This window comes from Mycoplasma sp. CSL10166 (assembly GCF_017116885.1).
Taxonomy (GTDB): domain Bacteria; phylum Bacillota_I; class Bacilli_A; order Mycoplasmatales; family Metamycoplasmataceae; genus Mycoplasmopsis.
The window spans coordinates 356067-382084 of record NZ_JAFIRF010000001.1; the positions used below are offsets into that span (position 1 = coordinate 356067).

The 26018-nt window shown below is 25.1% G+C and carries 17 protein-coding genes and 1 riboswitch; of the genes, 11 read left to right on the plus strand and 6 right to left on the minus strand.

Annotated features, from left to right (window positions below; genetic code table 4):
• Positions 1 to 10: 10 nt before the first annotated feature.
• Positions 11 to 5407: a PDxFFG protein gene (locus JXZ93_RS04150; protein ID WP_205852525.1), complete on the minus strand. Its 5397-nt coding sequence runs from the start codon at positions 5405 to 5407 to the stop codon at positions 11 to 13.
• A 163-nt stretch (positions 5408 to 5570) separates the two neighbouring features.
• Between JXZ93_RS04150 and JXZ93_RS01550 the strand changes: the two genes are divergently transcribed.
• Together JXZ93_RS01550 and JXZ93_RS01555 are read left to right on the plus strand one after the other, a co-directional pair.
• Entirely contained in the window at positions 5571 to 5948 is a 378-nt protein-coding gene (locus JXZ93_RS01550; protein ID WP_205852526.1) for an RNA-binding protein, read from the plus strand.
• Positions 5935 to 7203 (plus strand): hypothetical protein, encoded by a 1269-nt coding sequence (locus JXZ93_RS01555; RefSeq protein ID WP_205852527.1) that lies wholly within the window; start codon positions 5935 to 5937, stop codon positions 7201 to 7203. The genes JXZ93_RS01550 and JXZ93_RS01555 overlap by 14 nt, the downstream gene beginning before the upstream one ends.
• Positions 7204 to 7248: 45 nt before the next feature.
• Here JXZ93_RS01555 and JXZ93_RS01560 read toward each other — a convergent pair whose 3' ends face one another.
• Genes JXZ93_RS01560 through JXZ93_RS01570 form a run of 3 tightly spaced genes read right to left on the minus strand, consistent with a single transcriptional unit; the run spans position 7249 to position 12011 of the window.
• On the minus strand, positions 7249 to 7617 hold the full coding sequence (locus JXZ93_RS01560) for a helix-turn-helix transcriptional regulator (protein ID WP_205851889.1): 369 nt from the start codon (positions 7615 to 7617) through the stop codon (positions 7249 to 7251).
• A complete protein-coding gene (locus tag JXZ93_RS01565) occupies positions 7598 to 11656 on the minus strand; it encodes an AAA domain-containing protein (RefSeq protein WP_205852528.1) in 4059 nt (1352 codons plus the stop codon). The genes JXZ93_RS01560 and JXZ93_RS01565 overlap by 20 nt, the downstream gene beginning before the upstream one ends.
• Entirely contained in the window at positions 11646 to 12011 is a 366-nt protein-coding gene (locus JXZ93_RS01570) for a PTS sugar transporter subunit IIABC (protein ID WP_205851887.1), read from the minus strand. The genes JXZ93_RS01565 and JXZ93_RS01570 overlap by 11 nt, the downstream gene beginning before the upstream one ends.
• Before the next feature lie 143 nt (positions 12012 to 12154).
• Here JXZ93_RS01570 and JXZ93_RS01575 point away from each other — a divergent pair, with 143 nt between their 5' ends.
• A complete protein-coding gene (locus tag JXZ93_RS01575) occupies positions 12155 to 13009 on the plus strand; it encodes a DegV family protein (protein ID WP_205852529.1) in 855 nt (284 codons plus the stop codon).
• Positions 13010 to 13012: 3 nt separating this feature from the next.
• Positions 13013 to 13213, plus strand: a complete 201-nt coding sequence (locus JXZ93_RS01580) for a hypothetical protein (protein WP_205851885.1) — start codon at positions 13013 to 13015, stop codon at positions 13211 to 13213.
• A gap of 21 nt (positions 13214 to 13234) precedes the next feature.
• On the opposite strand, the gene rlmD is transcribed toward JXZ93_RS01580, so the two are convergent.
• Together rlmD and rsmD are read right to left on the minus strand one after the other, a co-directional pair.
• Positions 13235 to 14545, minus strand: coding sequence for a 23S rRNA (uracil(1939)-C(5))-methyltransferase RlmD (rlmD, locus tag JXZ93_RS01585; RefSeq protein WP_205852530.1), 1311 nt, complete (start codon positions 14543 to 14545; stop codon positions 13235 to 13237).
• Positions 14538 to 15158, minus strand: a complete 621-nt coding sequence (rsmD, locus tag JXZ93_RS01590) for a 16S rRNA (guanine(966)-N(2))-methyltransferase RsmD (protein ID WP_374962837.1) — start codon at positions 15156 to 15158, stop codon at positions 14538 to 14540. Before rsmD ends, rlmD begins: the two co-directional genes overlap by 8 nt.
• A 58-nt stretch (positions 15159 to 15216) precedes the next feature.
• Between rsmD and JXZ93_RS01595 the strand changes: the two genes are divergently transcribed.
• From JXZ93_RS01595 to JXZ93_RS01620, 7 genes are all read left to right on the plus strand, one after another.
• Entirely contained in the window at positions 15217 to 17106 is a 1890-nt protein-coding gene (locus JXZ93_RS01595) for a ribonuclease J (protein WP_205852531.1), read from the plus strand.
• A 156-nt stretch (positions 17107 to 17262) separates the two neighbouring features.
• A complete protein-coding gene (locus tag JXZ93_RS03995) occupies positions 17263 to 17385 on the plus strand; it encodes a hypothetical protein (RefSeq protein WP_277395244.1) in 123 nt (40 codons plus the stop codon).
• Positions 17386 to 17420: 35 nt separating this feature from the next.
• The gene (locus tag JXZ93_RS01600) at positions 17421 to 18164 is read left to right on the plus strand and encodes a hypothetical protein (RefSeq protein ID WP_205852532.1); all 744 of its coding nucleotides are present in this window, start codon (positions 17421 to 17423) and stop codon (positions 18162 to 18164) included.
• A 418-nt stretch (positions 18165 to 18582) separates the two neighbouring features.
• The gene (gene nrdF, locus JXZ93_RS01605) at positions 18583 to 19635 is read left to right on the plus strand and encodes a class 1b ribonucleoside-diphosphate reductase subunit beta (RefSeq protein ID WP_205851881.1); all 1053 of its coding nucleotides are present in this window, start codon (positions 18583 to 18585) and stop codon (positions 19633 to 19635) included.
• A gap of 1 nt (position 19636) precedes the next feature.
• Positions 19637 to 20092, plus strand: coding sequence for a class Ib ribonucleoside-diphosphate reductase assembly flavoprotein NrdI (nrdI, locus tag JXZ93_RS01610; RefSeq protein ID WP_205851880.1), 456 nt, complete (start codon positions 19637 to 19639; stop codon positions 20090 to 20092).
• Entirely contained in the window at positions 20085 to 22241 is a 2157-nt protein-coding gene (gene nrdE / locus JXZ93_RS01615) for a class 1b ribonucleoside-diphosphate reductase subunit alpha (protein ID WP_205852533.1), read from the plus strand. Before nrdI ends, nrdE begins: the two co-directional genes overlap by 8 nt.
• Before the next feature lie 322 nt (positions 22242 to 22563).
• Positions 22564 to 22730, plus strand: a riboswitch (Lysine riboswitch).
• Between the two features lie 102 nt (positions 22731 to 22832).
• A complete protein-coding gene (locus tag JXZ93_RS01620) occupies positions 22833 to 26015 on the plus strand; it encodes a hypothetical protein (protein ID WP_205852534.1) in 3183 nt (1060 codons plus the stop codon).
• Positions 26016 to 26018: the final 3 nt, after the last annotated feature.

Here is a 26018-nt window from a genome sequence, read left to right on the forward strand (position 1 = left end):
TTCTTATTTATTATCCTGTGATATTAAATTGGTAATCTACAGATATTAATGTTTCGTTTGTATTTTCTTCTTTAATTAACTTGATCGATGCTTGATCGAATGTTTTACCATTTTCTGCTATATATTCAAGATCTCCTAGGTTTATGTTCGAAACTTTTTTACCTTCAGAATCTATAAAGTAAGCATAATATTGATGTTTTGGTTTTAGTAAAGTATCACGATATTTACCCATAAGAGCATAATCCGAAATTCAAGTCGAATATCCTTCATCATTTAAAGTGTGTTTTGAATTTGAATCACCTTGTTTTGTTAGGTAAAAAATGTTATTAGTATCTTTTATATTAACTTTTAAAGTTCTAGCTTCACCAGTTTCTTTGTCTATAAATTGTATTCTATCAATTTTTGAAGCAGTTTGATTATCTAAATAACCATACAAGGCCAATGCGTCTTTTCTTTTGTTTCTAAAAATACCAGATACATTTCTTTTTCCTATACCATAATTTAATAATTGTGATATGAAAAACGCTCTTGCTCTTGAGTTAATTTTTTGTCCATTAAAATCTTTTAATCTTATTGTGTTATCGATTATTTCTTCACCATTATCATCATACAATTCCATTCCAATTTTTGTTTTTTGTCATCTATCTTTAAAGAAACCATTACTTTTGACGGAAAATTGACCAAAATATGAAGAATTTCTTTGTTCGTTACTTGAAATAATATTCTCATTTGAGAAGTCGCCTAATGCAGTTTTTTTAATATTTGATATTTCGTTGTTAAGTTTGTTCAAAATATCTGAAAATTCTTTTCTAAGTACGCTTAATTTGTTCTCGTTTGAATCGTTTTGCTCACTTAATTCTTTTATTTTTTGAACTTGTACGTCTGTTAAATCATCATTTTGTTTAATTTGTTCGATTTCATTTTGAATTTGTTTAATTTGATTTTGAATTTTTAATATATTTAAATGTTTTTGATTTAAATTATCTTGATATTTAGAATTTATTTGTGCAGTTTTTTTGTTAATTTCTCTATATTTTAGGGCTCTTACTGCCTCTAATACACCGTTATTAATGTTTTCTTGATTATTTTTTTTATCATTTCAAACAGATAATTCTGTTGAGTCAACAATATAATCCAATCCTGAAGTAGCTTCATTTAAACCTTTTAGATATTTAGGTAGGTTCTCAAAATCCTTATAGTTTGGCACATAAGTAGTTTGAACATAATCTCTAGTTAGTGTTTCTGCTAAATTGTAGACATAGTCGGTAAATTTATCGCTTAATAAAGCTTCAACTCTAGAAAGATTATAATTTATAACATCGCTAGTTGGCTCTCCGTTTAAGAAATTAACGAAAAGAACTTGATTAAGCGCATAACTTTGATATGAACCATTCCCTTCTCAAATAATTAAATTACCAATAAATTTATATAAGTCTTGAGAATTTATCGAATTATATATATTTTGATCATCTTCATTTGTGTTAAGAATTTTTTTAACATATTTTTTTAGTGCGTCTTGAATATCATTAATGCTAAATTTAGATTCATTATCAATAAAATGAGGATCTTGCTTATTGAAAGTTAAACCTTCTCTAAAGTTATTGTTTGAAATTACAATTCCATATTCTTTTGAGAAAATAGCTTGATTTTCAATTAAATTATTAATCGGATTAAAATCTTTAACAGCCATAAAATAATTTGAATGTCTAAATCTAAACATTGCTATATTAGCAAGTTGTTGTTCGCTATATGTTGAAATAATATTTTTAAGAGGGTCGTTTTCAGAACTAGAAATTTTATTTTTAAATGTATTTAAATCAAATTTAGTTTTAACATAATCAATATTTCAATTAAAATGACTTTCTTCGATACCTTTATCGTTTATTGTCACACTTTCTAATTGTGCTTTTGAATAATCGATGGAACTAAATTCTCATAGTTTTTCAAAAGAATCAAACGAAATTGTTTCTACATCGTTGATTGTAACTTTATTTTGATTAGTCGAGAACGAATTATATAACAATTGTGTAGAATCTTTTTTTTGAGTGTTAAAAATTAATTTATTAGTTAATTCATATAATTTTTCATTATTTTGATTTCTTAATGCGTCTAATATTTCTTGGCTAGTTGCTACTTTATTTTGTGAGTTAGTAAAAAGTATAACAGGATTTGTTTGATTATTTCTTGTTGTTAAAAGGCCTGTGCCTGTTCTTAAAAGTGTAAAAATAGGATTTGTTTGAATAAAACCTGATATTTGTGATATACCAAATTGATCTTTGTAAGTATTTAATGCATTTATATAACCGAATTGACTAGATAAAAAGTTTGAATCATTAACGTAAGGGAATGAATATGATTTAGTAATTTTGTTATCTTTAACATACGCCAAAATATTCCCTACTAGTCCTTGTGAGACTCTAGCGTTACTTAAATTATTTGAAGTTATAATGTATTGAATTAAAGTTTTTGCATTGTTTTGCCCTTCATTTATTGAAGTATATTCAAAGGATTTTCTTCCTGAATCTGGTCTATACCCGTTTGTTTGTGGATTTATTTCGATTAAGTTATTTCTATATTTAATTGAATTATATAAGCCGCTATCATCTTTATAACCGAATAATGTTTTAAAATAAGATTTAATTTCTCCACCCAAAAATGTTTCCTCATTATTTCAACCAGTTTCACTGTAATTTGAGATAATAGAATTCAATATACTTCTTTGAATAATTCTAGTTTTTTCATTAATAAATCTAATGCTTTCTTGATCTAGAGGTTCGTTTAATTTAACATTTATTAAAGGAGTGCCGTCTTCGTTGAATAAATTAATTTTTGTTGCAATTATTTGGTTGTTTTTTTGGGTTAATTCGACTATTCTCAAGTTTATGGAATCATTATTATTGATTGTCATAAAATCTAAGTAATTATTACCTAACCCATCTTTCAAATCTTTTGCTATTTTTAAAATACTAATTTCTTCATAAGTATTATTTGGTTGTTGATCATTTTTGCTTTTAAAAGCTTTTGCTTTTCCTGTAATATACGGATTTAATGTACCGGAATTTTCATCGAATGAATTGGCTATAAATAAATCACCTAAGTCATTTTTTCTTATTTTAGAAGCATTTTGTAATCCTTCAAAATCTTGTAAAAATCTTCTTTCAGGGTTCTCAAGAGTTTTATATATGTTTTCACCATTATTTTTATTTCCTCATATTTGATTTTCTGTCTCTTTTTCTTCGTATTTATATGTTCCATCATCTTGTTTTTTTCCGAAAATAAATTTAAAGAAAGCTCCTTTTTCGGCATTTGTACCAAGTGCATTCACTCTTGAAACATCTAAATGAGTTCTAGCATAAAGATAATTTTTTAAAGCTTCTATTGAGTAGTATGATGATTCGTTTAAACCGCCTCTAGTTGATAAACCACCAACAATAACAGCGTTACCTTTTTCGTTTAATGCTTGAGATTGGTCTAAAGTAAAATGATGTCCATATTCGTGAGTTGCAACATATTTTAAAAAGTCAGTTGAAATACCTTGAAAATCATCAAATGATGCCCCTAAAATAAGAGGAATACCAATTCTGTCGCTTTCTGAAAATCCTTGATATTCACCATCCTCTAATTGATATTCATAATATCCTTTATCATTTAGTTTTTTAACTATATGCGGACCATTTTGTGTTTTTAATAATTGAGGATATTTTTCAATGACTTTGTCGATTAAGTCTGAATATACATCATTATATACTTGGTACCTTCTGCTTTCTAAACCACCTATAGGCTTTCCGTTTTTATCTAATAATGAGACATCTTCAGGACCTGCAGTTAGAGATCTAGGTGTAATTGCTCCATTGTATTTAAGCGCAAATTTTAAGTTATTAAATTCTTTTTTTAACTTAAAGTAATTATTTTTTAATTTTTCATAATTTATTTTATTTATATTTTTGTTCTTGTATTGTTTGTTCAAGTTTTGAAGATATTCATCACTTATTGATTTTGAATTAAACGTTATTTTTTCGATGTTATTATTCGAATCATTTAATGAAAAGGTAATTATCCCATTTTTGACATCAATTTTATTTACGATAAATTCTTTTAAAGAATTTCTATCTTCTTCTTTAATATTATTTAAATCTTTAAATTCTTTTAGTTTATTATATGCTTCAATTTTTGAAGAGAAAAAATAAATATTTTTTTGTGAATCAATAAATTTGATAATTTTTTTATTTTCATACATCTTAACATCATAGAAATCTAAAAAGTGAATTAACGAGTTTGAAATAGCGCTTTCAAATGTTTGATATGTTACTTCGAAGTTTTTATTATTCATATCTTCATTTAAATTGATTGTTTCTTTTCTATTGCCGAAATTAAAAGTAATATTTAGAAAAAGTTTATTATTTTGGTTTCTATCTTTTGAAGTAACAATATCTTCTATCGTAGCTTCTTGAAAATCATTAAAATGCAACTCAGAATCAAAGGAGTTAGAGTTAAAATCGTTATTAAATTGTTTTTCGGTATATTCAAATGGTAAAACAACAAATTTACTTGAATTATTTGAACCTAAATTCTTAGGATTATAAACTAGAAATCTTTTACCTATTAATCTTTTTGGTCCTATTAAGGATAAAAATGTATCATTTCCATTTTGCAATTTTGAATTTTTAATTGCCGAAGCTTCGGGAATAGACTTTAAATATTCGTCAACATTTTGTTTAGTTGTCAACTCTTTAAATAATGAATATGTTAAAGAATCTGACGCATTACCTGGACCAGATTTAATTGAATATATAGGCATAGAACCAAAAAAAGCATCTGGAAAGAATTTGATTTCACTAACTTCTTTATGTATGGTTGAATGAGATCCTAAAGTTATTGCATTACCATTTTCTTCTACTCCGGGAACTATTCTAAAACTCTCGAGTGTAAGTAAGTCTGGACCTCATGAGACGTTGTTGATAAATCATTTTGTAAATTGAACGAACTTTTGTGGTTTTACTGCTAATACATATTCATCATAAAAACTAAATGAACCGTATTTAACTTCCAATATAAATGATTCTTTATATTTTTCAAAATATTCGTTATAAAAGTCATCAAAACCATATTTTGTGTTAGCTTCGTTTGTGAATCAAAACAATGTTTGATTTTCATTTGATTTAGCCACTATATTTTTCTTTAGCGGATCCAAAATTACTATTTCGGGTTTTAAATTTTTATTTTCATCATATATTGCTGAATAGTCATTTTTTAACTCTTTTGAGCTTATGTATGAGTATGAACCATTTACTTCGTCAGAATTATTAGCGTACGAAAACATTGACGCAATGCTAATTGCTGAACCAATTCCAATTATTCCAAATGACAGTAGTATTTTAGATTTTAAATTTAGTCTTCTTTTTTTCATTTTCACCTCTTTTGAGAATGCTATTTTGCTGTTTGTTTTATTGCATAAATGCAATATTAGTGAATAATTTAATATGTTTTTTATTATATCATTTAATGTATAAATTATAAAAAAATAAGCATATTATAATAGGTATTTTTGTAAAAAGTTTATAATTTAAAATATGGAAAATAAGTACCCAAAAATAAAGATTGGAAAAGTTCAAAAAGTATTCAATGACTATGCGATAATTCAGACAAAAGAATTAGAAAAATTTGTGATTTTCAAAAATGAAATTACAGATTTTAATAGAAATATTAATAATATTTTAAGACAAAATGACTTGATTAATTTTGTTGTTTTGTCGTTTAATAGTGAAAAAAATGAAGGAAAAGGAAGTTTTAAGAGAAATCATACTAACGAATTAAATAATCGTATTATTTATAAGTTAAAGGAAACTCCTGGTGGATTTAAAAATTTATTATCATTCACATTAGCTAATATTTCAAAGAAGACAACGGGCAAACACACAAAAAATGGTATCGAAAATGTCAAAAATTAAAATAATAGCCAATAATAACTTAATTATTAATAATAAAATTGAAAATGAAGATTATCGTGACTTGTTAAATCAAATTAAATCATTAAATTTTAAAGGATCAGAAAATCTAGAATTCGATGATATTGCTATAAATTATTCTATTAATGGAATTGATAAAATTATTGAATATTGTAATTTAATTTATTCTAATAATGTTGAGTACCTTATCGTTTGGTCGAGTAAAAACACTGAATTAGCATTAAAAAGTGTTTTAAATTATATTTTTGGATTATATGACTATAATATAGAGAAAAAAGTAAAATTATTATTTTTAAATAGCTCAGATTCTAAAGAGGTTTTTAAAGAAAAAGTTAATTATTATTTTAATTTTTCAAAAGGAAATAATCTTGCAATAATGTTTTTAGATGGTTTTAATTCAAAAGATGATAAGGATAATTTATTTTATTCTAATTATTTATTAGATAAATTTAGTCGTCAAGCCAGTAATTTTTTAATAAAAAAATTAATTTATTTCGTTGGAAAAAGTACCTGGTTAAAATATATTGATAATTTCAATATACCAAATCAAAATATTTTTATTGTATCAGAGCAAATTAATAAAACTTATAATATATTAACTGAAATTTGTTTAATTGTTTTAGCAACACAAGGAGTAAATATAATTAAATTAATCAATGGTTACAAAAATGCATCTAAATATATTTTGACCAATAATTTATATTTCAATAATTCATTAAAATTAGCGTTATATTTAAATAAATTTAGTAAGCAAGAGCAAAAAATGAAAATTAGAAAAAGTAGTTTAAATTTGTTTATTGCATATGACGATTTTTTGACAAATTTAATGAACTTGTTTGCTAATAACTTTAATCAAAAAACATTAAATAAAAACACTTTTAATGATTATGCTGAATTTCCTGGAGATATTTCTGTTTTAGGGCAATCTATTCTCTCTAATAACATTAATAAATTAGTAGTTTACTTTAAAATAAAACAGAAATATTTTGATTTTCAATTATCTTCTAATGCAGATTATAATGATTTATTAACAAATTTTAGTAATTTAACTATGCAACAATTTAACGAAATTAGCTATAAGTCTTTCGATAATTATTTAACTTCTTTTAATGATGATGTAACTTCGCTATGTGTCGAAATTGAAAAAAACGATGAAGAAAGTTTAGGGGAGTTAATTTCTTTACTTTATTGAAGTAAAATATTTTATTGTGTGCTAAATGATATAAATCCTTTTTAAAAAAATCTAAATAAGATATTTTTTTCTTATTTAGATTTTTTATAATTAACTATTTTTTAATAGCTCATTTCCTTCTTCGTGTCCATCGTAAATACATTCACATTCTAGATTGTTTGAATCGTCCATTTTGTACATCATTTGTAAGAACTCTGAGTATTTTTCTTTAAAATCAGGCATTAATTGATAATATAAATTATGTCCTTCTTTTTTTGCGTACACTATTTCCATAGTTCTTAAATTCATTAAATGTTTAGAAATGTTAGCTTGCTTAGAATTAAATTTATTAGCTAGCGTTAGAACATCACATTCATTTTCATGACATGAATATAAATGCAAAATAATTTTTCTTTTGATATCCTTGGAGAATAATCCTAAAAGTGATGATAAATCATTATTATTTGTCTTTTTGTTCATAATCTCCTAAATCTATTTTAAGTTTTTTTGTAATATTTTTTATTTCGTTTTCGAATTCTTCGTTATTATCTAAAAGATCTTCGTCTTCTTCCGTTCCTGGTATTCCTTCAAAATTAATTCACTCGTCGTCTTTGTTAATGTTTTCAACTATTTGATCAATATGATTGAAGTTTTTATTTTCTTCTTCATTTGAGTTCGCGATAAAAGACATAGCAGAATTTATTTTTTGTTCTAGATTTAACTCTTTTTTAGTTATTTCATCATCTTTTTTTTCGAATGAGTGTTCTTCGTTGAAAAAGTAATTTTTATTATTTTGCAAATCTTCTATATCTTTAGATTCTTCATCGTCCAAACTTCACTCATCTTCCGGAATTTTATAAATATCGGAATATTTAATTTTATTTTCAATGTAATTTAATTCATTATTATTTAAAGTTTCGTTTTTTTCTAAATTATCAAAATTTTGATGAGGTTCAAATTTTATTTCATTATCATTGTTATTGTTCAAGCTTATTTCTCTAGTTTTTTGCGTAATAAAATCATTATAATTATTTTCGAATATTTCTTGGGTGTATTCTTTTTGTGATTGATTTTTAACATTTAACAATATATCGTTGCTTATGTTTTTATCTTTTTCTTCTTCAACAAAATTTATAAATTTTGTTTGAGAAATTGTATTTGAATTTTTGTTGTTTATTTTAATTTCTTCTTGTTTTTCAATTTCCACATTAGATTCTTTTTTATTTAAAATTTCTTTTGAATTTGAACTATCATTATTTTGATCAAAAATAAATTTAGTATTTCTTTCGTCTATCTTAATTTCTTTATTATCTATAGATTCATCTGATGTATTAATATTTTTATTTAGTAAATATGAGTTTGTTAATATTTGAGTTTGTTGTTCTGTATTATTTTCATCGGTTTCAAATCAAATATTAATTAATTTTTGTTGTTCAATTCAAGAGATTGGGCTAATAATAGTTACGTCATATTTTTTGCTTTTTAAGAATCAATATTTATCTCTTATTAAAGCATATCTTTTAATGCTTTTATCATAATTTAATGTATCAAAAATAAAACCTTTAAAAACCCTCTTGTTTTTAAGGATTACAAAATCAAAAGTTATTGAGCCTACTGAATAATTTTTCAATAGTTCATAATTTTGATTATTTTTGATAGTTTGTTCAAATCTATCTATTACATATTTTTTAAATCATTCTTCATAAGAATTTGAATTGTTTTGTTGAGTGTCTTTTTGTGAGTTATCTATATTTTTTAAGAAAGTACGTCTACCACTTGAACCTGATTCTAAAAACTCTAATCAATTTTTAAATAGTATAAGGTCTGAAGTTGAATTTTGAGTTAATTGTATATCTCTTGAATTGATAGTTTTTACTACTATCATTTTTGTTTTTGCTCTTGAAACAGCAACGTTTAATGCGTTTTTACCGTTTTCACGACAAATATATGTAGAACTTAATTTTGTGTTTTGATCGTATGCTACTGTAGCAATAATTAAATCAGCTTCATCACCTTGTATGTTTTCTACGTTTCTTATTAATAATTCTTTATTATTTAGTTTTTCAGCAAATAATTCATAATTATTCATATCTTCAAAAATTAAATTAGTTATATAATCGCTTTGTTTAGCGTTAAAACCTAAAATTATTATTTTTTTAAAATCGTTAATATTTTCTTTTAATATTTCAATTACCTTATTTGCTTCTGCAATATTTTTATTATCAGATCATATACCATTTACATCATATACTTCTATAGGTTCTTCGATATTTTCGAGGTTAGAATCAACTACATCAAGATTAGATTCGTAAAAATATTTTGAAGAGAAAGACATTAAGGAAGCATAATTCGATCTGTAATTTTTATTTAAAATAGTTTGGTAAACACCTAAGGAAATTACATAATCTAATAATGATTCTACTTTACCAAAAATAGTATCATCGGTATTTCTAGATCCAAATCAATTGCTTGGACGCATTTGTTTTATATCTCCAGCAAGAATTTTAGTTTTTGATAAATAAAGAATGGGTAGTCCGTTTTCAATAAACATTTGGCTTGATTCATCTAAAATGGAATAATCAAACTCTTCTTTTGATCAACCGGATAAATCCGAATCGGGAGTGGCCACAATGATTGGGAATAATACTTTTATTATGTCTATGTACTCTTTTACGAATTTATATGGTTGGTAATTTTCTACTTTAACGGACTGCGCAAATTCTTTGTAACGCTTCATTTTTTCTTCGCTAAAATTATTTACTTTATTAAAAATTACGCCGGCAACATGTTTTTTTATATCTTCTTTTTTGTAAAATGTTTGTTTAGCTCTTAGGTTCTTACTTAATTGAATTAAGTTGTTAAGTTGCCTAAATGGACTATTATTATTAAAAATTAATCCATCATAATTAATTGCGTTAAAGAATTTTGTCAAATCTTGTAAATTACCGTTAAAATCTGGTAGTTTTAAATTTATATCTTTAGCAATATTTTTTACATTTCAATATTTTTTTAAGAAAAACATATATTTAAGTTTGTTTTCTAAGATTAATTTTTTAACATTATTCTCTGAGTTAAATTCTTCTGAAGGATAATAAATATCCTTTGGTAGATTCATTATATATTCGATATCGGTATCTAAATTAACTTTAACTTTTTTTCTATAAAGATAATAATAAGCTTTTAAAATATAGTGTATTTGAGAATTTTTAAACAATTCAGAAGCTTGAAGAACGAATTGTGTTTCAGCTTCATTAAAATTTGGCTTATCGCCTAATTCAATTTTAGAATTATAATTTTCTAAATAATCAATATATTCTCTAATGGGTTTATAAAATTCTTCTTTTTTTAATATTTTAGAATCACTTAAAAATAAACAAAAACTACTTAGTACACCCAATCTTTCCTTAATAACATCTAATGCTGCTTTTTTTTGTGAAGCAACAACTGCTGTTAATTCATTGAATAATATATTTGAAATAAGATTAATTATTGTTTCGGATTTTCCAGTACCAGGAGGACCTCATATAACTGTATTTTGCAATAGTGATGAAAAAATAGCAGTATCTTGAGAATTGTTTGTTTTAGTTATGTTTCTAAGGCTGTAATTATTGGTGTAGAAACGATTGTTTATAGTATTTTTATATCTATTTTTATTAAAGTCAACATTTATAATAGAATCAATTTCATTATTTTCAATAATTTCTTTCATTCTATTTCTAGAATATCCACCAGAAGGCATAAAAATACCTAAAACAGTACCTGTGTAAAATATAATATTTTCATTTGTTATTTTTTCTGGATCAATATTTGTGAATTTGTCAAAATCATGGATTGGAAGTTGGTATAAATCTTGTCAATCATATTTTATTTTATTTCTTAAGTCGTAAATTGTAAATTCTTCGAAATTTTCATCTAGTTTAATTTGGAATCCTTGAGCATTTAATCAAAAAATTAATTTTTCATTAATTTTAATTCCGCCTTTACTTCTTAAGAAAGGTTTGTTGTTTCTATTAATTATCTCTACTTCTTTAAGAAATAAAGGTGCATAAATTGCCTTTTCATCTTTTCTCAATCTAACAAATAAGAAACCAATATGTAAAGATCAAACATTACTTTCATCAAGTATTTCATTTACCTTTAATTTAAGTTCGTTTCAACTTCTTAATGATTTTTGATACCTTTTACTTAATTCATTAATAATTTTTTGCTGAGCGACTTTAAGTTCAACATCTTTTCCGATTTCGTTAAAAGCAAAATTTGTTTTATTTTGGTTTACCAATATATGATTAATTTCTTCAATGCTATTTGCGTAAGAAATTTTTGTTATTAAATTATTGATTTTATCATTAATTAAACTGATTTCAAAATCTTTGTTTTTGATCAATTTGTTAAAATCATCGTTTTTTAATATTTTAAAAATATCAAAATATTTTTTATTGTCAACACTAGTAAAAATGGATGCATCGTTTTGTAATACATCTAACATATTATCTAATATGACTTGATATTTATTTTGCATCACGAACCTCCTTTAGAACAATTTCGTAGAAAATTTTTGAAAATTCTCCGAGTATTAATGAAATAGAGTTGCTTTTTAAAAATACACCTGTTATTCCTTTTGTGTTTTTCAATTCTTCAGTATTTACAATTTTAGAATTTTTTATATGCAAATTTACTCTTGAAGGTTTTAAATCTAAATCTATAATATTTTTTTTACCACCCAAACTTTTTATAACATCATCGAGTTTGAACGGTAAGTAATCTAGTTGAAAAAAAGTGTTAGCAGGTTTTTTAGCTTGTTTTTTTCATTTAATTCATATTAAACCGAAAGATATTACGGTATAAAAAATTAATTTAATTTTGTTTTTAATCATGCTTTTAATTATACTTTAATATATTAAATATATTAATATAAATTAATATTAGTGTTTTTTTAAGGCTTTTTGTAATTTTTTTATTAAAAATAACAAAGTACTTTTTTAATATTAATTTTTTTATTATTTGCTATACTTATCATATGAAAAAATTAGGAATTATTTTAGATTCATTTTCTTGTATGTCAATTACCGAGGCAAATGAAAAGGGGTATGGTTTTTTACCTTTGGAAATTCAATTTAATAATAAAATATACTATGATACAGGAGAAAATAGTGAAAAAATACTTAAAGAATATGACAATAAAGAACTTGTTATAAAAACATCATCACCTAGTTTAGGTTTTATGACAGAAGTTTTCGAAAAGTTTTCTAAAGAGTTTGATGAAGTTGTTTATTTAGGTATTTCATCACATATGTCAAGCACCATTCAACATGCTAGAAATATTGCACAAAAATTAAAAAATATTTTTATAATGGAAACTCATTTATTTAATACTCAGTTAGTTAGAGTTGCCGAGCATATAAAATGACTTTATGAACAAAGAGATTTTCAAATAAATGATTTATTTGAAAAAGTTAATGAAATTAACGAAACTTCAAAAACATATTTTGTTCCAAAAGCCCTAGAAAATCTTATAAAAAGCGGTAGGTTAAGTTCGATTAAAAAGTTTATTTTAAGTAAAGTTAAAATTTTCCCCATTTTTGAATATAAGGAAGATGGCACAATTAGTCCTCATTCTATTAAATTAACTTTTAAAAACGCTCTTAATAAAGCTTATGGATTAACAAATAGTTTCATTGACAAAATGAGAGAATTAGATCCTAAAGCTAAATTTTATTTAGATATTGTCCACGGTTTAGATAAAGAAGCTAATGATTTTGTTGATTCTCAAGAGCAATTACAACCTTCGACAAAAAACTACTTACCATTAAGTATTGCAGCCCATACCGGTAATGAGGCTATTGGTATTTCTATAATGCCTGAATTAAAGTAATTTATGAAAAAAAGTAAAAATAAAATTGAAAAGCAATTTACTAAAGTTATTGAAGAAGTAATCAACGAAAACCATTTACCCGTTGAAGAAATAAAAAAATATAATAAAAACAAAATTATTTATATAATTGCATTATTGTCGTTTATAGCTGTTTTAGCTCTAATAGGCGTTGTTGTATATTTGATTTTTTTAACACAAAAATAAAAAAGATTAGATTGTATGTTTCTAATCTTTTTTTAAATAAGTAATTGACTCGATATGTTCTGTATTTGGAAACATATCAAAACCTTGTATAAAATTAATTTTATAATTTAATTTTTGAAATAATTTTAAGTCTCTAATTAGACTTTTAGGATCGCAAGACATATAAATTATTTCTTTAATTTTTTTAATTTCAAATCACTGTATTATAGATTCGTTTAATCCACTTCTTGGAGGGTCGACCACTACTAATGAATCTTCAAGATTTATTTTTTTAGCCTTAGATTCAATTATTTTAAAAGCATCTCCAGAATAATATGTACCATTAACTTTATTAATTTCTTTATTTTGGTTCGCCAAATCTATAGAGTTTCTATCTATATCTACACCTATTATTCGTTGATTATTAGTTGCAATAAGTTGAGAAATTACTCCAACACCGCAAAATAGGTCTATTAGTATTTTTTTATTTGAATTTAAATTAATTTCTTTTATTTTGTTAAACATTAAAGATGAAACAAAACTATTTACTTGAAAAAAATTAGTTGGATTTACAAGAAATTGTTTATCATTAATTCGCATATTTAAAGTACTAATATTGATTAATTTTATGTATTTGTTTTCCAGTTTTAAAAATAATTGATTAATATTATTTGTATTTTTTAGTTCTTCAATTAAGTTGCTATCTAAATTAAAAAAATTAGTAATTTCAATTATTATTTGTAACTTATTATTTTCTCCAATTCTAACCGTTAGTTCTTTGAAAAATGATTTATTCTCGTTGTTTGAATAATATTTTTTAATTAGTGTAATTATTTGTTTAATTTTTAATTCTAATTTTTTATCAACTAAAATTAAATCTTGATCTAATTTTATGATTTTATTACTTCTTCTTTGATATTGACCTATGTCAATGTTATCTGAAGTTATCAAGAAAGGGAATCTTGCTTTATTTCTGTAATTTTTAGTAACTGGAGAACTTACAAAATCATATATTAGTTTATCTTCAATACCTAAATTTCATTTAATTAATTTATGAAAATATTCGCTTTTAAATTCAATTTGTTTTTTATATTCTAAATTTACTAATGAAGCATTATTGTATTGAAGATATTGTTTATCTTTCAATCTAAAACTTGATTTTTTTATAAATTCAACAACTTCTCCGAATGCATATTTTGAATAAATTTGATTTAATTTAATTTTAGCAATTTCTCCTGGTAAAAAGTTCGGGACAAAAATACTATATTTTTCAAATCTAGCAGCTCCATATCCTTCGTATGTTATTTCGTTACATTCAATTTTTAAAATATCATCCTTAAAAAAGTTATTCATTTTCATAACAAATATATAAAATATCTATCCTTCCGTATCTTTTTTGTTTAAAAATTCTAAATTTATTTGGAATAATTATTTCATTTATTTTATTTGTTTCTAGTATTATTTCACCATTCGAGTTTAATAAAGACTTTTCACCGATTTTTTCTAAAACACTATTTACAAGTTGATATTCATTGTACGGAGCATCTAAAAAAATAAAATCAAAAGAGTCGCTGTTTTTATTTAAAAAATCATTTGCATCAATATTTAAAGTTCTTATATTCTTAATTTTTAATGAGTTAATATTAGAAGTTAATGTTTTATAAACTTCTCTATTTTTCTCAATTGCGATTGCTTTTGATGCACCTCTACTTACGGCTTCAATAGATAAAGCCCCCGAACCTGAAAATAAATCAAGTATATTTTTATCAATAATTTTGAATTGTATAGATGAAAAAATAGCCTCTCTAACTTTATTTGTTGTGGGTCTAGTTATTTTTAAGTCCGGCTCTTGTATTAGTCTATTTTTATAGATTCCACTTATTATTCTTAACATATAAAACTCCTTTATAAGTATTATAATATATATACTTATTTTAGTATATTTTATTTTATTATATAATAGTATTAGTACTTAAAATTAAAGTATTATTCATTTTTTCAAATTTAATAATTTAGGAGATTTCATGCTATCAAAAAAAGAAAAAACACCTACAAAATTGATAGCTTTAGGTGGTTTTCAGGAAATTGGAAAATCAACTTTAGTTATTGATCATGAAGATCATATTTTTGTAATTGATGCTGGTATAAAGTTTGCTGACACTTTTAACACTGGTGTTAAAGGTATCATACCTAACTATGAATACCTAAACCAAGAAAATAAAGTAATTGAAGGTTTGTTTATAACACACGGTCACGAAGATCATATTGGTGGAGTAATTTATTTAGTTAAACAAACAAATTTAAACAAAATATTTGCGCCAAGAATTGCAATTCAATATTTAAAACTTAAATTCGAAGAGCAACGTATTAATAAAAAAATAGAATTTATAGAAATAGAAAAAAGTGCTGTATATAAGTTTGAAAATAATTGTAAAGTAGATTTTTGAACAGCACAACACTCTATTCCAGATGCTTTTGGAGTTAGAATAACTACACCAAATGGTAGTGTAATGTGCACCGGTGATTTTAGGTTTGATTATACACCAATAGGTAACTATACAGATTTTGCTCGTCTAGATCAAATTGGTAAGGAAGGACTTACAGCGCTACTTTCCGATTCGACAAATGCCATGAGACCAAATCACTCACCTTCCGAAAGCGATATTCTGAACGATATTGAAAACATCATGGTTAATGCAAAAAGAAAATTAATCGTTACAACTTTTGCGTCTAACTTAACTAGAGTAAAGGTAATTATTGAACTTGCTGAAAAATTAGGTAAAAAAGTTATAACATTTGGTCGTTCAATGATTCAAGGTGTTAAAATCGGTAGAAAATTAGGCTACATTAATGTTGGTGATGATGTTTTAATTGAAAAAAGACAATTAGCAACAGTGAAAGACCAAGATTTGGTTATTTTAACAACGGGTTCTCAAGGGGAACAACTTGCAGCTTTATCTAGAATGAGCTACGGTAAACATGCAAGTATTAAAATAACAAAAAATGATACAATTATTTTTTCATCTAGCCCAATTCCAGGAAACAGGATGGTTGTTGAATTATTAATTAATAGATTATACAAATTAGGCGCAATTATAAAAGAAAACGGAGTAGATGGTTACTTACATACTTCAGGTCATGCTTACAAATGAGAACATGATAAAATATTCCAATTAACTAAACCTAAATACTTTTTACCATATCATGGTGAGTATCGTATGAGTGTTACTCATGGTAATACTGCTAAAGAAAATGGTGTTAAAGATTCTAATGTAATTATTTTTGATAAAGGTGTTGTTTACGAAATGTTAGATCAAGAAATTTACAAAACAAATAAAAAGGTAAATTACGGTCCGGTTTATATTGATGGTCATACAGTTTTAACCACTAGTTCAGAGACATTAAAAGAACGCGAGATATTAAAAAAATCCGGTTTTGTAAATATTATTTTTTATATTGATAAAGAAAATAATAATATTATTTCTAGACCTCAAATAATAACTCGTGGTAGTTTCTTTGTTAAAACTTCTAAGAACTTAGTTGAGGAAGCTAAAAGGGTAAGTAATGGTGCTGTTTTACACCAAATTAAGAATGTAAAAGATTGAACTAAAGAAGACTTAGAAAAAATAATTATCGATCGTTTAAGTTCTTTATTCTACAAAGAAAAAAGAAGAAATCCGATTATTATACCTACAATTATTTTCACTGATGAACAACCTGATTCAGATTTAATTACTAAAAAAATTAAGTTTACAAATAATAGAAACACTCAACCGCAAGAAGAGCAAAAACCAGTTAAAAATAATAAGAGAATTTCTAATAAACAAAAAGAAATGTTATTAGAAATTAAGAACGAAATATTTGGAAATGTCGATGTTGAAGATGATTTAATTGACGAAGACGATGAAGTTTAATTATAATTAAATAGCAAATGATACTTTGCTATTTTTTATACTTTTTGACTAGTATTAACTCAAAAAAGTACTAATGAATTAAACATTTAAATTAATATATTATGCAACAAAATGATATAATTTTTAAATTTAAATAAATATTTAAAACGGAGAAAAATGAAAATTGAAGTAAAAGATTTTTTTAATTTAACTGAAGAGCAGATTAAAAATATGAAAGTAGAACTTTCAATGAAATTAGGTGCGGAGATGATGCTCCTAAATTTGTTGATGAATGATTAGAACAAGACGAAAAAGTAAAAGAAAGCGGTACATTTGTGCGTTTATTCCGTGGATGACAATACGAAAACGTAAGAAACTACGATAAAGGTCAAACTGTATTTAGTTTTGTTCAATTGCCAAAAAAAGACGAATGATTATTTGTGTCTGCAGCTGTAATTGAAGAGCTTCCGGAAAGTAGTATATTTAATGAAGAAGATCCAAAAGCAAATCAAGCAAAAATCAAAGTTATTGATAAATATAAACCATACTTTGGAAAATTAATCATTAATCTTAACAAAGGTAATAAATATTCAAGATATGCATTCCTTATGGAAACATTCCTTAGTTGAAACCCAACAGTAAAAGAATTATTACCAACAAAATATAGTGGTGAAAAATTCGAAGGATATGATAAAGTTCACTTAGAATACAAAAAATTAAAATTTATTTTTAATGGAACAATTTTACCAACATATAGAGAAACACTAGAAGGAATTAAAGGTGTATATTGTTTAACAGATAACAAAACTGGAAAATTATACATTGGTTCAGCAACCGGAACTGAAGGTGTTGCTCAGAGATGAGGAAATTACTTAAATTCTAGACATGGTGGTAACAAAAAATTAATTAAACTTGATAAAGAAGAAGGTAAAGGATATTTTGAAGAAAACTTCAGTTTTTCAATAATAGAATACTTGGTTTATCATATGATGATGAAAAAATCAAAGAACGTGAACAACACTGAAAACATGTTTTTTCAACAATTGAAAACGGATATAATGATAACTAAAATACATTAAATTTTTTAAAGTTTTAAATACCAAGCATAAGTTAATATCTTTGGTATTTTTTCTTAACTTTTAACCTATATTTCGACCTATTAATTCGAAACAAAACTCACCACTTTAATGTGAAAATAAAAGTGGTAAATGTGGTACAAAAATATATCTCATTATGCATACGGAAAATTTATGAAAATAATAAGTTATATTATTAAAATGCCTACGGTATAGACATAAAATAATTATTTTACTTTAGTTTAACAAAATAAGTTAATCTAAAATCATACCAAAATTTAAGGATAAAAAACAAAAATTTTTAACTATTTTTTATTTTAATTTTTTTCTAAAAAACAGCCTTGAAATATTGTATTATATATTAACCCGTAGTAGCGGTTTACGGGCTAATAACTAAATTAAAATTGAGGAGCAACAAAAAATGGAAAATAAAAAAATAAAGATAAAAAATCAATATTATTATGATTCAGTTTCGCCAATTGAATATTATCAAAATGGTTTCAAAGGTAGATTAAGAAGTGTTAACTGAAATTGAATAAATGATGACAAAGATTTAGAAGTATGAAATAGAGTTACACAAAACTTTTGACTACCAGAAAAAATTCCTGTATCAAATGATTTAAAATCATGAAATACTTTAGATGAAAAATGACAACAATTAGTGACAAGAACTTTTACAGGTTTAACATTGTTAGATACTGTTCAAGCAACAGTTTCTGACACAGCGCAAATTCCGCATTCTACAACAGATCACGAACAAGTAATTTATGCTAACTTTGCATTTATGGTTGGTGTACATGCTAGAAGTTATGGAACAATTTTTAGTACACTATGTTCAAGTGAACAAATTGAAGAAGCTCATGAATGAGTTGTGGCAAATGACGCTTTACAAGCGAGAGCTAAGGCTCTTATACCATATTATGTAGGAGATGATCCGCTTAAATCTAAAGTGGCATCAGCGCTTATGCCGGGATTTTTATTGTATGGTGGATTTTACTTGCCGTTTTATTTATCTGCACGTTCAAAATTACCAAACACAAGTGACATTATTCGTTTAATTTTACGTGATAAAGTAATTCATAATTACTATAGCGGTTATAAATATCAACGTAAGATCGAAAAAGAATCGGTTGAAAAACAAGCAGAAATGAAAGAGTTTGTTTTTAAATTAATGTATGAACTTATCGATTTAGAGAAAAAGTTCTTATACGAACTTTATGATGGTTTCCATCTAAGTGATGGTGAAAATTTAGCTGAGGATGCAATAAAATTTAGTTTATATAATGCAGGTAAATTTTTACAAAATTTAGGTTATGATTCACCGTTTACAGATGAAGAAACAAAAATTAAACCAGAAGTATTTGCGCAGTTATCTGCTCGAGCAGATGAAAATCATGATTTCTTCTCAGGAAATGGAAGTAGTTATGTTATGGGTGTAAGCGAAGAAACAGAAGATGAGGATTGAGATTTTTAATATGAAATTAGATACAATTAAATTAGATAACGTTGTGAAACCTACCGGTAATATTCATTGCGTTTACTTTAGTACAAATACAAAAAATACAGAAACATTTGTTAAAAAATTAGGTTTTAATAGTACAGCTATTCCTTATGAAATAGAAGAAAGTATTGAACTTAATTTTGATTATGTTTTATTTTGTCCAACATATTCTGGTGGCGGAGAATTTACAAGTGGTGCTGTGCCAAAACAAGTCATTAAGTTTTTAAATAACGAAAAGAATAGATCTCATTGTAGAGGTGTTGTTGCATCAGGGAATACAAATTTTAATAACACTTTTGCCTTAGCAGGAAGTGTGTTAACATCAAAATTAAAAGTTCCTCTTTTATATCAATATGAACTTAGAGGTACCCCATCAGATGTAGAGAGACTACAAAAGATCTTAAAAAATTTTTGAGGTATAAATGAATAAAACCTATAACAAATTAAATAAAGAAGATGATAAATATATTGCATTAAATGCTTTAGCTGGTCTTCAAATGAATGGGAAATATGATTTTGAAGCAGATAAAGAAGCGGCTAAGCAATATATGATTTCACATGTTTTACCTAGATTAAAACATTTTGATTCAGAGTTAGAAAGATTACAATTTTTAGTAAAAAACGACTACTACGAAGAAGAATTAGTAGGTAAATATGGTTATGAATATGTTATCGAATTAACAGAATATGGTTTAAGTTTTAAACATAAATTCCCCGGATTTATGGGTGCGTTTAAATTCTTTTCAACATATTGTTTGAAAAGCTTTGATGAAAAAGAGTATCTTGAAACTTATACGCATAGAGTTGTAATGAATTCATTATTACTTGGCGGAGGTGATAAAGAATTAGCCAAAAAAATATTAAAGGATATGATTTTAGGGTATTTTCAACCTGCTACACCAACATTTTTAAATGCTGGTAAGAAACAACGTGGAGAGTTTGTTTCATGTTATTTATTACGTGTTGAAGATAATATGGAATCAATAGCCCGTGGGATTTCAACTTCATTACAATTATCTAAACGTGCTGGAGGTGTTGCACTATGTTTAACTAACTTACGAGAATTTGGTGCTCCTATTAAGAAATTAGAAAATCAATCATCTGGTATTATCCCAGTAATGAAAATTCTAGAAGATAGTTTTAGTTATGCAAATCAACTTGGTCAAAGGCCAGGTGCTGGTGCTGTTTATTTAAATGTTCACCACCCTGAAGTTATGTCATTTTTAGACACTAAACGTGAAAATGCAGATGAAAAAATAAGAATTAAGTCGCTTTCTTTAGGTCTAATTGTTCCTGATATTACTTTTGAATTAGCTAAACAAAACCAACAAATGGCGTTATTTTCTCCAAAAGATATCAAAGATGTTTACGGTGTGCCAATGAGTGATATTTCAATCACTAAAGAATATGATAATTTAGTTAAAAACCCAAAAATTAAAAAAACTTATATTAGTGCTCGTAAGTTATTTCAAACTATAGCTGAATTACATTTTGAGTCAGGATATCCATATATACTTTTCGATGATACTGTCAATCAAAACAATCCACATAAAAATCGTGGAAGAATTGTTATGTCAAACCTATGTTCAGAAATTGCTCAGGTTTCAACAGAAACAGAATTTGATACTGATTTATCCGTTAAAAAAATAGGTGAAGATATTTCATGTAATTTAGGTAGTTTGAATATAGCTAAAATTATGGATTCAGGAAGTGAATTTGGTTCTGTAGTTGAACGTTCAATTCGTGCTCTTGATAAAGTATCAAGAATTGCTGATTTAAGTTCTGCTCCTTCAGTTAATAACGGAAATAGTAATAATCACGCTTTAGGTCTTGGAGCGATGAATATGCATGGATTTTTGGCAACAAATGAAATTTATTATAGTAGTGAAGAAGCTTTAGATTTTACTAATATTTTCTTTTATACAGTGGCATATCATGCATTCAAAACTTCAAACAAAATTGCTAGAGAAGTTGGTAAATTTAAATCATTTGATATTTCAGAATTTGCAAATGGCGAATATTTATCAAAATATACAAAATGTGAACCTGATAAGTTTACTCCTAAAACACAAAAAATTATTGATATTTTCGATAAATATCATGTTCAAATCCCAACACAGCAAGATTGAGTTGAATTAGATTTAAAAATTAGAAAATACGGCTTAGCAAATTCGCATCTGATGGCAATTGCCCCAACAGGAAGTATTTCTTATTTATCTTCATGTACACCAAGTTTACAACCTGTAGTTTCTCCTGTTGAAGTTCGTAAAGAAGGTAAAGTTGGCCGTGTTTATGTACCTGCTTATCAAGTAAGTAATGAAAATTTAAAATACTATTTAGATGGTGCTTATGAATTAGGTCCAAATCCAATTATTGATCTTGTTGCCGTTGCTCAGCAACATGTTGACCAGGCCATTTCGTTGACATTATTTATGACAGATCAAGCTACTACACGTGATTTGAATAAAGCTTATATAAGAGCATTTACTAAAAAATGTAGTTCTATTTATTATGTTCGTGTTCGTCAAGATGTTCTTGAAGGAAGCGAAAATTTAGAATGTCAAGCTTGCAAAATATAATAATTAAAAAATCAGATTTTAGTCTGATTTTTTAATTATTAAATGAGGAGAATTTATATATTATATTGCGTTTATAAATAACTTTAAACACTTAAAAAAGCAGTATTATATACTTTTTAAATTAAAAAACAATTTTTATTTTATTTTTTAGTTTTTTAATATATAATAAAAATATGAAAAAAGCAAATCAACATTACTCTAATATGTTTATGATTATTAGAAATAGATTTACCCGGATTAAATCTATTTAATTTAGTCATAAAATTCACTTTGTATTGTTGAACTATACATAATGGATTTTAATGATTGTATTGAAATCTATTGTGTCTATAGAGGTGCTGTTAATATTAGTAATTAATTGAGTTGGTAAACGAAGAAATTAATGAAAGGATTCAATAGCCGAAGCTTAAGTAATGACAATTACTTTTGCTGGTAGAAAAGCATAAAAGATTTCTACTCTTTGGTTTAACCATTGGCGCTATAGATATACATTTCTTTTGGTATTATTCAATATATTATAATATTTAAAAAGTCTTTGTATGTTATATAGCATATAAAGCTTTTTTTATTTGTTTATAAAAGGAGATAAAAATGAAAAGAAAATTTTGATTAAAAACAATAAGTTTAACACTAACATCAGCTGGATTAGTATCTTTAGTTTCTTGTTCTAATACTAACTCAAATACAAAAAATAGTGATGATTATAAAAAGTTACAATTAGAATATAAAAAGTATAGAGAACAAAATGAAAATAATTCAAGAGCAAAAGATAATGAAATCACAAGATTAAAAAATGAATTGAGTGAATCAGTGACAGAAAAAGATTCTAAAAACAACGAGTTAATAGAATTATCTGGAAAAATAGATGAATTGACTAGAAAAATTCAAGTTATGAGTGGAACTGCTATCGAGAGAAACGGTTTATCAGTAAGAAATTTATATAATCAAATTAGCAATTTTATAGTTTCTGATTTTACCACTGCACTTAAAGAACAAAAACCAGAAACTTATAGTAAAGAAAAAAGTCTATTAGATCAAATAGTAGCAAGTATAATTAGTACAAATGCAGATGTTGCTACAACTGAAGAAGATTTTGCTAATTTATGAACTTGAGAAAGTACAGTATTCCACCTTCTAAGTAGAAGTAAATTAATTTATGAGTACATCGATGACACAATTAATCCTATAACTGTATATACACCTAAATCAGAAGAAATGGACCTACTATTTCAATGAAGAATTAGGGATTTAAATAAAATCATTAGTATTGTTAATTCGAAACCGCAAGGTACTTATGAAAATAAACAAGACTTATTAGATAGACTTCAATCTTATGTAGAAAAATATCAACAAGCAATTGATGAATCATCATTACTTCAACATCAAATTTCATTTTGATATAATCTTGAACAAGATGGTGGCGATGGTGTAGCAAACAAATTTATTGATTTTTCATCACCAAATATGCGTAGTTTATTGCCTTCATTAAAAATTGATGATAGCGAATTTAGAGTTTCATTATTCCCTGTTTATAAACAAATAATTGATCCTAAATTCATTTCAGAAGCCAAAGCTAAAGTACTTGAATTACAAGGTATTTATAAACAATGAATCGATTCTAATGTTAGAACATATATCAACTCAGTTAGATATGATAAATTATATAACTCAGTTAAATCGATAATCGATAGAATAAATGTTCTTTTATTACCAAATAATTTAACTTACTTTAACGAATTTAATGTTTGAGAAGATTTAAATAAATTTGTTAATGACGCAAAAGCGGTATTATTAGATGGATACTTAGTAGATAATACAAAAGAGAAGCAAGATTATGATGCTGAAGTTAACCAAGAGTTTGATAGCAACAACAATAATAGTTTTGCAAAAATATTCGAGGACGAATTTAAACCTTTATCTCAAAAAAGTGATAATGAATCTAAATATTTATACAAAAATTTTTATGATAAATATTCTCAATCAATCAAAAATATAAAAGGCATGGACACTTCTACATTCCAAAAATCATTTTTAAGATATACAAAATATCAAATAGTAAAAAAAGAAATAGAGATTTCGAAAAAAATTATAAAATTTTACACATTAACAGGTGATAATCTTGAAGATCCAAAATTGTTAGAATTATTAAAATTAGATAATTCAGCTAAGTATGATAAATTAATAAGAGAATCAACTAAAAACAAAGAAAGAGATCAAGAAAGTTTTAAAAAACAAAAAGAATTATTAGAAGCATTCTTATTAAATTTTGATTCTGATAATGAAACAGCAAAAGAATCAATTCTTAATGCATACGAAAAAATGATTCCTATCATAGACGAATTTGTAGAAAAGTTAAACCCAAATATAGATGAAAATAATAATATTATTGGAGAATGAGGTCATATGTATGGCGATAAAACCAATAAAGTTATTAATTTATTAAACCAATTAAAAAACACACTTGAAACGTCAAAAGATTTGGCTAATAATAAAGAAGATGATGATGATCAAGAATTAAAAGATAATATGAATAAAATCGTATTAGAGTCAAATAATTTTATGAAAATGTTTATCGGAAAAACAAGTGATAGTGAAGAAAGTAATACAAATAAAAGTCTTATTCAAGAGTTTAATGAATGATTACAAACAGAATATTATGAATTAGAAGGTGATGATTATGATTCTCAAACTAAGATTTTCGTTAATATTATTAAAATATTAAATGATATTAAAGTTTTAAAAAATACATCATTAGATAAAGCGGAAGTTATAAAATTATTAAATAATAAAAAAGAATTGTCTAACATATATTTAAGTGAACTTGAAGAAATTTTTAGTAGCGGGAAAGCTTGATCCGAATTTAGTGAAAGTGAATTAGAAAAGGTTCGCACACCTTTAAAAAATATTTTAAATTTATTTAATACAAAAATTGATTCTTCTATTGATAAATTAAACAAATCTAATAACATAACAAACGAATTAGATGAAATAATAGAATTTGCAATAAGCGAAATAAATCATATTGGTTCTACTTCAGATGGTGTTCCACCTATTTCAAAAATATTAGAAGAAACCTTAGAAAGTTATGACAATGATATAAAAAGATACGAAAGCAAAAGAGAAAAATCATTACCTCTTTCAAAAATATTAGCTTCGCAAGAAATTATAGTTCTATTACGTTATTGAAAAAATAATAATAAATCAGAATATGAAAAAATACAATTACATGTAGATCCTCAAGGTACTGAAACATACCATGATCGTGATTTAGCTAATTTCTTAAACAAAGAATTAACAAGTGTTTCAAATAAACAAAATTATAATTCTATAATGAATGTTGATGGTACATTAAATAGTTTTGACATTGAAGTAAAAGAAGGAGATTCGAAAGAAAACTCTCAAAATGTTAATAACGAATTTTTTGAATCAGTTACAGAAATAACTCCAAAGGTTATATATGATAAATTTAATGAAATAGAATCTGAATACGCCAAAAGTTTATATGATTTTCTGTTTAAAAACAACGAAAGTTCAGAAGAATTAAAAACAAGATTGGTAGAAAAAAGAATGCAATACTATACATTTTTAAATAAACTTTCAGAAATGGACGTTTTCTTGTCGAACTCATTTATTAGATTTGGTTCAGACTTATTAACATATATAGAAGATGATCCAGAACAAAATTTCTTATTAAGTGATTTATTAAGTTACTACGCAAAAACCGCTGCTGTTGGCGAAATAATGACAGAAATACATGAAAAATATATTAAATAATAT